The sequence below is a fragment of the Pedobacter lithocola genome, assembly GCF_042650845.1.
Taxonomy (GTDB): domain Bacteria; phylum Bacteroidota; class Bacteroidia; order Sphingobacteriales; family Sphingobacteriaceae; genus Pedobacter; species Pedobacter lithocola.
The window spans coordinates 349,953-361,714 of the sequence record NZ_JBHSBW010000011.1; the positions used below are offsets into that span (position 1 = coordinate 349,953).

Here is an 11,762-nt window from a genome sequence, read left to right on the forward strand (position 1 = left end):
GTTTGATGTTGCGATTCCAGCAACATAACAATGATTATATAATCATTTACAGTAAAAACATAGACAATAGAAATTGTTTTAATTTTTTTGTAAAGATTGTTTTACAAAAATTTTTATATACTTTAGCTGTAAACTAATTAAACTTTAACTATTATTTATGAAAAAACTTTTACAAAGTTTGTTCATTTTGCTATTCGTTGCGGCTTCCGCATTCGGGCAAGAGCGAACAATCACAGGAACAGTTACAGGTAAGGAAGATGGGCTTCCAATTCCTGGTGTAAGTGTAAAAATCAAAGGTTCATCTATTGGAACAACGACTTCATCAGATGGAAAATTCTCAATTAGGGTTTCTTCAAGTTCTGCAACTTTAGAATTTAGTTCTATAGGTTATGCAGCCGAAAGCAGACAAATTGGCTCATCAAACTTGGTCAACATTTCTTTGAGCTCTGATGCTAAAACATTAACCGACGTCGTTGTTGTTGGTTATGGTACAGTATCTAAAAAAGATAACACATCATCTGTTTCAAAAATTACAGGTGGGCAAGTTACAGATGTTTCAATTCCATCTTTTGATAGAGCATTAGCTGGTAAAGCAACTGGGGTTCAGGTTATCACTCCTTCAGGTTTACTTGGTCAGGCACCACAAATCAGGATTAGAGGTGTAAACTCAATTAGTTCTGGTACATCTCCTCTAGTAGTTATTGATGGTGTTCCATCTTTAAGTGGTAACGTTGGTGGTTTTACAAGTGCGAATGCTTTAGCCGATGTTAACCCGAATGATATCGAGTCAATTGATATCTTAAAAGATGGGGCTGCTACAGCAGTTTATGGTTCTAGAGCTGCCAATGGTGTTATTTTAATAACAACCAAAAGAGGTAAAAATGGTACTACCTTCACTTATGATGGATATGTTGCTATAGCTAATGTTTCCTCAAAATTCGATCTTTTAAATGCTGATCAATTCGTTGAAATTGCAAATGAGAGATTTGTTAATGCTGGTCAAACACCTTCGGCAAGACCAACACCAGATGGAATGGGTGGTTTCATCAACACAGACTGGCAAGATTACGTATTCCGTCAATCTGTTCAGCAAAACCATGCAGTTGCAGCTTCAGGAGGAACAGATAAAACTAAATATTATTTCTCTTTAGGATATTCTGATCAAAAAGGTGCTATTGTATCTAACTCTTTAACTAGATATACACTAAGAGCCAATGTTGATCAAAAAATCAATAAATTTTTAACCTTCGGTGTAACATCAGGTTTAACATATCAAAACAACTTAGGTCCTCTAGCTGGTTCTAATAACCTTTCTGGTAACACATTTGCTGCTATGCGTATGTTGCCAAACGTAGCTGTTTATAACCCTGCAGATCCAACCGGATATAACATTACTCCCGATAGAAGAGCGCTTGGTGCAGGGGCGAACTTAATTCCAATTTCGGACAACATTCCAAACATTATGTTCGTTTTGGAAAATAACGTTAGAAAATCTCAAACATATAGATTATTAGGTTCGACGTATCTTGAAGCAAATATTTTACCTGGCTTGAAATTTAAAACTCAATTAGGTGTTGATGGTTCTTATGTTGATGATTTTGTTTTTACAGATCCAAGAGCAGGTGATGGTTTAAGTGCAAACGGATCAATCTCTCAGGCATACTCACCAACTTTCACTTGGAACTGGCAAAATATTTTAACCTACACCAAATCTTTCAATAGTGCACACAATTTAGATGTTACTTTGGTACAAGAGCTTCAAAAAAGAAGGTCTTCATTCTATCAGGCCAATATCTCAAATATATCTGATATCTTCTTTAATCAGAACATCACTACGGGAACTTTCGTAACACCAACAGTTGGAGGTGGTTTAACCTTTAATGGTATCGAATCTTATCTTGCAAGAGTAAGCTATAATTATAAAAGCAGATATTATATCGGTGGTTCGATTCGTAGAGATGCGCTTTCTGCATTGCCAATTGCAAACCGTGTAGGTTATTTCCCAAGTGCATCATTTGCATGGAGATTATCAGAAGAGGATTTCTTCAAAAATTCTGGAATCAGTAATGTATTAAGCGATATTAAGTTAAGAGGTTCGATAGCTGAAGTAGGTAATACAGATATTGGTTCATTCCCTTACTTAGGTACTTATGGTGCTGCAGCATATGGAAACCAAAGCGGTATCGCATTTAACAATACTGGTAACCCAGATTTGAAATGGGAATCGCAAAAAACTTACGATATAGGTTTAGATTTCGGTTTATTTAAAAACAGAATTAATGTTGTTACTGCATATTGGAGAAAAGATAACGATGATATCATCCTTTCTGCACCAACTCCACCTTCAATCGGAATACCAGGAAACAGCATCAGCAGAAACATTGGAAGTATCAGAAATGATGGTTTTGAGTTTGCAGTATCTTCTGATATTTTCTCGGAAAGTAAAGTAAGATGGAATGCATCATTAAATTTCTCAACACAAAGAAACGTAGTTAGAGGATTGGTTGATGGACAGGATATCCCTGGTGAGTACAACATCATCAGAGTTGGAGAATCGCTTAGAGCAATTTATGGATACGATTATGCAGGTGTTAACCCGGCAAATGGTAATCCTTTATGGAGAAAAGGAAACGGACAAATTATTCAGGGTAACATCAATAATTCCTCATATTTTGGCTACGACCCAAGTAATCCAGGAGTTTTAGGTGCTGCATCTTCCTTACAAGCAAATTCAGACCGTCGTGTTCTAGGGAGTTCACTTCCTAAATGGTTTGGTGGTTTCAATAACACCATTACTTACAATAACTTTGATTTAAATGTTTTCTTACGTTTTCAAGGTGGTAATTACATCATGAACCGTTCTCGTCAGGATTTATTAAATATGAACTTTGTAAACAATGGTACTGAAGTTTTAGGTAGATGGCAAAGTGCAGCAAACCCTGGTGATGGAAACATGCCAAGACTATTTGCTTCAAGAAGTGCGTTCATCAACTTAGAAAATGCTGCATCAACCAGATTTGTTGAAAAAGGTGATTTTCTTCGTTTAGACAACTTGGCCTTGGGATATAATTTTTCTGGTGAAGTAACCAGAAAGATAGGAATCAGTAAGCTTCGTGTTTATGCTTCAGCACAAAACGTATTTGTAATCACAGGCTATTCAGGTCTTGATCCAGAGGTTAACACATCAGGTGCAGGTGTAGATTTTAACGGGAATCCTCAATTGAGAACCTTTACATTTGGTCTTAACTTAGGTTTTTAGTGTTAATTATTAAGATAGAAAAAATGAAAAATATATTCAAAAATATAAATCAAAGTGCGGCAGTAGCGGTATTGGGTGTTGCCTTGGTTCTGTCATCATGCAAAAAACTGACTGATCTTCAACCAAATAACAGTTTCTCTGAGGAATCTGCATTCAGTTCTCCGGCAAGGGTTGCTTTAGCGGTTACAGGTGTATATAGTGCTGCTCAAGCTGGAGCATACACGGATGGTAGTAACAGGGGCTATCCTTTTGGCGCAGCAAATACCGAGCAACAGGATGCAAGAGGTGAGGATGTTATTGCGATTCCATCTTTTTACCTTGTTACTTATGAAGGTACTTATAGCCCAATAACAGCCAATAATCAGGCCATGTGGGAAACTAACTATGCGCTAATTAATAGAGCCAACGTAGTTATAGAAGGTGTTAAAAAGGCTGCCAGCGATGGAACCATTACACCAGCATTGGCTTTACAATACGAAGGCGAGGCAAGATTCTTGCGTGCATTAGCTCACCATGAGTTATTGGTACACTTTGCTAGACCTTATAGCCATACTCCTGGTGCAACACACTTAGGTGTGCCATACAGAACTGTGGCGGCAAGCTCTCCTGCTGGAGTTGACATCAACAAAAGCCAAGCCAGAAATACCGTTAAAGAATGCTATGACAAACTTTTGGAGGATTTAAATTTTGCAGAAACTAATCTTCCAGATACGTATGCGGCAGGATTAAAAGTTTCAAGAGCAACTAAAGGTGCTGCAATCGCAATCAAAACCCGTATTTATTTGCACATGGGTAATTGGGCAAGTGTTATCACCGAAGGTAATAAATTGGTTCCTGCTACAGCGCCATATACAAGTCCAGTTGGTGCATATGCTTTAACCGCTTCGCCAGCAGCACCATTTGTTACCGCAGCTAATTATACGAATAGTGAGTCTATTTTCTCGATAGAAAATTCTACAACACGTAACGCAGGTACTAACGGTTCTATTTCAACCATGTACACAAAAGCAGCAGGTAGAGCATTAATTGCAATTTCTCCACTAATTTATAATGCTCCATTCTGGTTGCCAACTGATTTACGTAGAACAGCAATGACTACAAATGATGGTCGTGGTTATTTTACAACCAAGTATCCTGAGTTTTCAACATTTACAGATGCAAACCCAATTATTAGATATGCTGAAGTATTGTTAAACGTGGCAGAGGCAGAAGCCAGAACAACGGCAGGAAGCGCAAGAGCCTTAGCTTTATTGAATGCAGTTAGAAACAGAGCTGTTACCACCGCTGCCAATCAATATACTGCTGCAAGTTTTGCCGATGGAAATGCTTTAACTCAAGCAATTTTGAATGAAAGACGCATAGAGTTTTTAGCTGAGGGACATAGATGGGGTGATATTCACCGTTTGGCTAATGATGCCAATTTCTCTACTGGTGGTGTGCCTGCAAAAATTGCTTGGACAGCTACTACCTTTGCTACCTGGAATCCGGCTGTACCTTACACTGGAGCTAGATCGGTTACTGCAATACCTTATGCAGATTTTAGATTTATCTGGCCATTGCCAGCATCAGAAATTGCTACCAACCCGGTATTGGCTGCGCAGCAAAATCCAAACTATTAATCAATTGTTTTAATATTTTTAGAAAAAGGCCTCGAATAGAGGCCTTTTTTTTAGTATTTTTATTTACAAAATTATTATCTATGAAAACGATTAAATTATTTCTCATTTCCGCTTTATGTCTTTTTATTCATGAAGTTGATGCACAGTATGTATTTATTCCCGATCAGAATGGCAGGCCTCTAACCGATGCCAGGTATCAAAACCTCACTGGTTCACCTTATTTTGTAGATGAGTGGACAAATGCTGAAGTTAAACTGGCAGACAATAATGTTATTAAGCCGGCAGAGGTAAGGTATGACATGGTTGAGGATAAGCTACTTTTTAAACAAGACAATAAGGTTTATGAATTTTCCCCAAAAGTGGCTGCCTTTACTTTAATGACCAAAAATGGTAACAGAACCTTTCTGCTAAAAGATGATGGCAATAGTGAAAGTGGCTACTATGAATTGCTTAGTGATGGTAAAGTTAAATTGTTGAAGAAAAATAAAAAAGTGATTCTTGAAACAAAAGGTTACAATTCGGCCAATGTGGAGAAAACTGTTGACGAGAATAAAAAATATTATGTGCTTTACAACGGCGCAGAAAAGGAAGTTAAACTCAATAAGAATTCATTTTTAAATGCTTTACCAGATTTTAAGGACCAGATTACTAATTATGGCTCGAAATTATCTAAAGAAGACGATTATGTAAAGTTGACAGCAGCTTTAAATTAAACAATAAAAGCCAGCAATTTTGCTGGCTTTTATTGTTATAAGCTATCACTTACTTCTTATCTACACTATATTTTCCTGGGCCAATAAATATCAAGCCTAAAAACACAATTGCCAATTCTATTGCATGGCTTGCGCCTTGTAATCCATCTCCTTTAGCAAAATGAACCAATGCCGCAATTATCATAGTGAAGATTAATAATATACATGCTGGTCTGAAAAATAACCCAACGATAAGTAAAAATCCTCCAAAGGTTTCGGTTGCCGCAGCCATAAAACCCCAAAAAGTTGGTAAGAAATCAACTCCTACTACTTTCATACTTCCACCAAGGCCAGTCCAGCCATCAGGGCCACCTGCTAATTTCGGGAAACCATGAATAATAAACATGATGCCCAAACCAACCCTTAATACCAATAAGCCTGTGTTGCGATATTTTCCTAAATTATCTAATATTGCCATTTTATAAATATTTAAAGTGTACGTTATTTGTTTCAATTTTTAATTCAACATCTGCTCCAACAACCATTGTTCGGTTATCATCGATATGACCTACCGGAAAATTAAAGCATACCGGATAGTTATAATCTTTTACAATATCCCAAATCACTTCATCTGCAGTTTGGCCAAATGGTATTTTTTCTTCTTCAATTTCGTTAAATGCACCAACAATTAATCCCTTTAAATTGGCAAGTTTCCCTGCTCTGTCTAACATTCTCAGCATTCTGTCTATAGAATATTCGTGTTCACCTACATCTTCGAGAAATAAGATTTTATCCTCAAAATCCATTTCTGATATGGAGCCTTGGAGCATGCAAAGCAAGGTTAAATTTCCACCCACTAAGGTTCCGCTACAATTCCCAACACGATTTTTAAATTCACTTTGATACGTATAGGTTTGTTTTTCCCCAAATAAGGCATTTTTTAAAGATAACAATGCTTCGGGTGTTGAACTATCAAATGTGTAGGGCATTTGCGCATGCATAGATTGTGAATAATGCTCTGTAAAGACATGAGAAAGCAAAACCGTAATATCACTAAAACCCACAATCCATTTTGGATTTTGTTTAAAATTTTTAAAATCCAATTCATCAATAATCCTGATGGTTCCGTAGCCACCCCGACCAGCAATTATTGCTTTCACCATTGGATCATCTAAAAACATTTGAATATCAGAAGCCCTTAAAGCATCGGCTCCTGCAAATTGATTCTCCTCGGCATAAACACTTTTACCAATAACCACATCCAATCCCCAGCTTTTTAAAGTAGCAATGGCATAATCAATGGTTTTAGGTAATTTCTTCGCCGGACAAACAATGGCAATCTTATCTCCTTTTTTTAAATATGGTGGCTGTATAATCATGGTTAAAACGATATCTTTGTCAAATTAAATAATTTGTTTTGGATAATAGTAAAATAAAAAGATATACCGTAACTGCGGCACTACCATACACCAATGGACCAGTACACATTGGGCATTTGGCTGGCGTATACGTTCCTGCTGATATTTATGCAAGATACTTGCGTTCGAATAAACGAGATGTAAAATTTGTATGCGGCTCTGATGAAAATGGAGTGCCAATTACTTTAAAAGCTAAACGAGAAGGAATTACTCCTCAACAGGTTGTAGATAAATACCATAAAATAATAGGCGATTCCTTCAGAGAGTTCGGAGTATCTTTCGATATTTACCATCGTACATCGTCTTCAACCCATCATCAAACTGCTGCCGATTTTTTTGAAACCCTTTACGATAAAGGTGTTTTTACAGAAGAAATAACGGAACAATATTATGATGAAAAAGCAAAGCAGTTTTTAGCTGATCGTTACATTACTGGTACATGCCCAAATTGTGGCAATGAAAATGCATATGGCGACCAATGCGAAAACTGTGGTACAACACTAAACGCAACCGATTTAATCAACCCAAAATCTACGCTATCTGGCGATAAGCCAATTTTAAAAGAAACCAAGAATTGGTTTTTACCTCTAGATAAATACGAAGACAGGTTAAGGACATATATCGAAAGCCATAAAGAATGGCGACCAAACGTTTACGGGCAATGTCAGAGTTGGTTAAATGCTGGTTTACATCCACGAGCAATGACCCGCGATTTGGATTGGGGCATACGTGTTCCGCTTCGCGATGCTGAAGGTAAAGTTTTATATGTTTGGTTTGATGCTCCAATAGGCTACATTTCGGCTACTAAAGAACTTTGTAATTACGCTAAACTTGATGTTTGGAATCCGATGGCGGAAGAATATTACATCAATAATTTCGAAGCTGATAAATGCGGTTGGGAAGAGTATTGGAAAGATGAAGACACGAAATTAGTGCATTTCATAGGCAAGGATAATATTGTTTTTCATTGCATTATATTCCCGGCAATGTTAATGGCGCATGGTGGTTTTATCCTGGCAGATAATGTTCCTGCAAATGAGTTTTTAAACCTTGAAGGTCAGAAAATATCTACATCAAAAAATTGGGCAGTTTGGTTAAACGAATATTTAAGGGAGTTTGAGGGAAAACAAGATGTTTTACGCTATGTTTTAACTGCCACAGCTCCCGAAACTAAAGATAACGACTTTACCTGGAAGGATTTTCAAGCTAGAAATAACAATGAACTGGTTGCCATTCTCGGCAATTTTGTAAATCGCGTTATAGTACTTACACACAAATACTTTAATGGTGTAGTACCTACCTTAATGGAAATCACTGAACAAGATCAGGCTGTAATAGATGATTTGGCAGCATTTCCGGCAAAAATATCAGCATCTATCGAAAATTATCGTTTCAGAGAAGCCTTATCAGAAGTAATGAATGTAGCTCGACTAGGCAATAAATACCTTGCCGAAACAGAGCCATGGAAACTGATTAAAACAGATGAAGATCGCGTTCGTACCATTTTGCATATCTCCTTACAAATTTGTGCTAATCTTCAAATTTTAATGGAGCCATTTTTACCTTTTACTGCAGATAAGCTAATGAAAATGCTAAACAATGGTAAGCAAGGTTGGGAAGAAGCGGGTTCTATCACACTAATTAAACGTGGTCATGATATTTTGGAAGGTGTTCTTCTATTTGAAAAAATTGAAGATGCTGCAATTGATTTCCAGATAGAAAAATTAAACCAAAGTAAGGCATCTAACGCTACTACAGTTACATCTATTCCGGCAAAAGAAAATATTAATTTTGATGATTTTTCCGCTATGGATATTAGAGTTGCTACCATCATCGCGGCAGAAAAAGTAGAGAAGACAAAAAAGCTTTTAAAACTAACCGTAAATACTGGTATTGATGAACGTACCATTGTTTCTGGCATTGCCGAACATTACAAACCGGAAGATATTATTGGTAAACAAGTGAGCATAATTGTTAACCTAGCCACAAGAGAGATCAAGGGAATTTTATCACAGGGAATGATATTAATGGCCGAAAATTCGGAAGGTAAACTTGCTTTTGTAGCAACTGCCGATAGGTTTGAAGAAGGTAGCGTGATTAGGTAAATTGAAAGTTAATATTGCGAATAAATCTTTGGAATCACCCTAAGATTTTTCAAAGATTGAAGACTTAAAAATTTGATTATCTTTGCCCGCTGATTAATAATCTAGTTCATTATCATTTTAGCATGCCATGGTCCCGTAGTTCAACGGATAGAATAGAAGTTTCCTAAACTTTAGATATGAGTTCGATTCTCGTCGGGACCACTTTTTAAGATTCAAACAAATTCATAGGGGTTTAAAAACCCCTTTTTTTATGATTATACTGTACTTTTATGTTTATCTAGGTTGGTGTAAATTCATCGTAAATATTCAAAAAAACTACCTGATTTGAACTTTTGAGATTTTAGATTCCAGGGGAAATAAAAGCAACGATTAACAGTTATTTAAATGCTAACCCCAGACACTCATTTGGTGATATGAAAAAGAAAAATAACTTCATTATGATGAAAGTTTCAGTGATTATACTGCTGCTATGCGCTATATTAAGTTGCGACTCACAGACCGGCGATTATGAAAAGAAAATAATCGGAAACTGGGCGGGCGAAATCACGCTTCCCAATTCAGGAAAATCAATTGGACAGATGCATTTGCAATTCACCCGTGAAGGAGCTTTTCTACAAACCACCGGCGAAGGAGCAGAAAAGGTGGTTTCGAAACAGACCTACAGAATCACCAAAAACAAAATCTTTTATAAAGGAAAAGCAACTGGAAATCAAGAATTTGATTCCGACTACCACTTTAGAGGAGACGTATTGGTGATGCAAGTTGGCGCAGACAGCGCTGAATACCAGAGGGTAAAATAGCTAATGCATATTTAAAATTCACCTTAAGCTGCCGTGTTGGCTAACCACTACATGCCAGCCAATAAAAATTTTAATCCATCGAAATCCAGTGTCTGTATTCTGAGACAATTAGCTTTGACAGACATAAGTGCCAACCTTCCATTTATTAAAAATCAGCATATGAAACTTTCCTTTGCATCCCTGATCATTCTGATGATCGTATCTTGTAAGTCGCAAACAAAAACAGATCTTCTCTCCTTGAAGCTTGATGCGGACATTTCAAGCCTGGTGCTCCAAGACAAAGAACTAAAGAAAGATTTTGAACGTAATTACGGCCTGGCATCGCTCACAACTAGTAAATTGGATGGGTATGCAATCGGAGATGTAAAACTTAATACCTATGATTATCCCAATGGAAATTTGGCTGATTATAATAGACTTTCAATATTTAAAAGCTCAAAACAGAAAAATAACTATCTGGGATTTAACAATAGCTCTGTTAATCAGGAAGAAACAAAGTCAATTGTAGGTTATCTAAAGAAAACTTACCCTGCTTATCAAAAGAGCGACACAAAAGGAAACGGAGAATCTTTTTTTTGGGATATCCCAAAACTAGATGCCTGGATTTTCATCTATCAGGGAATATCAACAGATAAGAATGACAAAAATTTTTTTAGTACCAACTTCATTTTTGTGAGAAAGGGCACGCGATTGGAGAACAGTACTGATGCCAAAGTTATCACTATAATGGACTATTATAAAATGATGTTTCCAGACGTTATAAAGTAAGAAACCAACCTCTAATTGGGCGCTGTACTAATTGTAACCGAGCTTAAAGTTAAAGCAAACATAAAATACCTGAATAACCTCGGTTTGGTATAACGAGGAAACACATCTTATCAGTTGGATTCCAGCGCCCTGTTAAATCACGTTGTTCACGATATCTGAACAAACAAATAAACCGAACATTACTACATTTTGTAAAAGCTAAAAAAGGTATAGATACAAATGCTCGATTTACGCGAATCTGGCTATAGAATTTGCAACGGTTCGTCTAGACATTACAGGCGTTGGTCTAGCAGTTACCCACGCTGGTATAATACAAGGTTTTTGCTTGCAACGTTTGAAGCTTGGTTGCGTCTTAATAACAAACAATAGCAAAAACCTAAAATATAAAAGATATGAAAACTCTAGCAAAATCATTATTCGCAGCAGCATTAACAGCAGTAGTATTAACTTCATCAGCCATAACAACTTTCGCAACTGAGCCAGTTAAAGCAGAAACAAAAACTTCTTCATTATCAAAATTAAACAGAATTTGGGTGAGTGGAAACGTTAAAATCATCTTAACACAAGGCGATAAACAAAATGTAGAGGGTGCAATCAACTATGATGCGGCTAAAACTTTTGTAACCACCGATGGAAGAACCTTATTTATTAATTCAATGGAAACAAAACAGGTAACGATGAATATTACCCTAAAAGATTTAGAAAGAATTGAGGCTTATGGTGAATCGGCTGTTGTAACCAGCAATAATTTCGATGTAAAACACCTTCAGATATTATTGAGCCAAAGTGCTTCAGCGAAGATTAAAACTACGGCAGGAAGTTTATATACTACTGTTAAGGAAGATGCAGTATTAAAATTAAATGGTACTGCAAATCAAAGTACAATGATTGCAAGCAACATGAAAAATGTAAAATTAGCTGACTTTGCCAGTCTTAAATCAGAATCATACGCTTCTGAAGCGATTATGCAAGCTGAGCAAAATGCAATGATTTTAGCAAAATAAAAACATTAATTAGATAAGCCAAAGCTGCCCATTGGGTGGCTTTTTTTTTTGACAAAAAATATTGGATGAAAGATGATGCTTAAGTATTTTCCTTGAG

Annotated in this window: 9 protein-coding genes and 1 tRNA gene; 8 read left to right on the top strand and 2 right to left on the bottom strand. The window is 36.6% G+C overall.

What is annotated here, in order from left to right; genetic code table 11:
- The first annotated feature begins 157 nt into the window (after positions 1–157).
- The 3 genes from ACFOWA_RS11865 (at position 158) to ACFOWA_RS11875 (ending at position 5,591) form a co-directional block, all read left to right on the top strand.
- Positions 158–3,259, top strand: a complete 3,102-nt coding sequence (locus ACFOWA_RS11865; RefSeq protein ID WP_378985372.1) for a SusC/RagA family TonB-linked outer membrane protein — start codon at positions 158–160, stop codon at positions 3,257–3,259.
- A gap of 23 nt (positions 3,260–3,282) precedes the next feature.
- Positions 3,283–4,878 (top strand): RagB/SusD family nutrient uptake outer membrane protein, encoded by a 1,596-nt coding sequence (locus tag ACFOWA_RS11870; RefSeq protein ID WP_378985374.1) that lies wholly within the window; start codon positions 3,283–3,285, stop codon positions 4,876–4,878.
- Positions 4,879–4,958: 80 nt separating this feature from the next.
- Complete coding sequence (locus tag ACFOWA_RS11875; protein WP_378985376.1) at positions 4,959–5,591, top strand: hypothetical protein; 633 nt, start codon at positions 4,959–4,961, stop codon at positions 5,589–5,591.
- Between the two features lie 49 nt (positions 5,592–5,640).
- Here the strand turns inward: ACFOWA_RS11875 and ACFOWA_RS11880 are convergent, their stop codons facing one another.
- A complete protein-coding gene (locus ACFOWA_RS11880) occupies positions 5,641–6,048 on the bottom strand; it encodes a DoxX family protein (protein WP_378985378.1) in 408 nt (135 codons plus the stop codon).
- 1 nt (position 6,049) lies between these two features.
- Positions 6,050–6,949 (bottom strand): S66 peptidase family protein, encoded by a 900-nt coding sequence (locus ACFOWA_RS11885; protein WP_378985380.1) that lies wholly within the window; start codon positions 6,947–6,949, stop codon positions 6,050–6,052.
- A gap of 38 nt (positions 6,950–6,987) precedes the next feature.
- Here ACFOWA_RS11885 and metG point away from each other — a divergent pair, with 38 nt between their 5' ends.
- The 5 genes from metG (at position 6,988) to ACFOWA_RS11910 (ending at position 11,665) form a co-directional block, all read left to right on the top strand.
- Positions 6,988–9,093, top strand: a complete 2,106-nt coding sequence (metG, locus tag ACFOWA_RS11890; protein ID WP_378985382.1) for a methionine--tRNA ligase — start codon at positions 6,988–6,990, stop codon at positions 9,091–9,093.
- Positions 9,094–9,222: 129 nt separating this feature from the next.
- Positions 9,223–9,294 (top strand) — tRNA-Arg (locus ACFOWA_RS11895).
- Between the two features lie 212 nt (positions 9,295–9,506).
- Positions 9,507–9,893, top strand: a complete 387-nt coding sequence (locus ACFOWA_RS11900) for a hypothetical protein (protein ID WP_378985384.1) — start codon at positions 9,507–9,509, stop codon at positions 9,891–9,893.
- A gap of 51 nt (positions 9,894–9,944) precedes the next feature.
- The gene (locus tag ACFOWA_RS11905) at positions 9,945–10,661 is read left to right on the top strand and encodes a hypothetical protein (RefSeq protein WP_378985386.1); all 717 of its coding nucleotides are present in this window, start codon (positions 9,945–9,947) and stop codon (positions 10,659–10,661) included.
- A gap of 392 nt (positions 10,662–11,053) precedes the next feature.
- On the top strand, positions 11,054–11,665 hold the full coding sequence (locus ACFOWA_RS11910) for a GIN domain-containing protein (RefSeq protein ID WP_378985388.1): 612 nt from the start codon (positions 11,054–11,056) through the stop codon (positions 11,663–11,665).
- The last annotated feature ends 97 nt before the right edge of the window (positions 11,666–11,762 follow it).

Coding starts and splice junctions, on each gene's coding strand:
- ACFOWA_RS11865 (WP_378985372.1), top strand. CDS start 158: ATGAAAAAACTTTTACAAAGTTTGTTCATTTTGCTATTCGTTGCGGCT.
- ACFOWA_RS11870 (WP_378985374.1), top strand. CDS start 3,283: ATGAAAAATATATTCAAAAATATAAATCAAAGTGCGGCAGTAGCGGTA.
- ACFOWA_RS11875 (WP_378985376.1), top strand. CDS start 4,959: ATGAAAACGATTAAATTATTTCTCATTTCCGCTTTATGTCTTTTTATT.
- ACFOWA_RS11880 (WP_378985378.1), bottom strand. CDS start 6,048: ATGGCAATATTAGATAATTTAGGAAAATATCGCAACACAGGCTTATTG.
- ACFOWA_RS11885 (WP_378985380.1), bottom strand. CDS start 6,949: ATGATTATACAGCCACCATATTTAAAAAAAGGAGATAAGATTGCCATT.
- ACFOWA_RS11900 (WP_378985384.1), top strand. CDS start 9,507: ATGAAAAAGAAAAATAACTTCATTATGATGAAAGTTTCAGTGATTATA.
- ACFOWA_RS11905 (WP_378985386.1), top strand. CDS start 9,945: ATGCCAGCCAATAAAAATTTTAATCCATCGAAATCCAGTGTCTGTATT.
- ACFOWA_RS11910 (WP_378985388.1), top strand. CDS start 11,054: ATGAAAACTCTAGCAAAATCATTATTCGCAGCAGCATTAACAGCAGTA.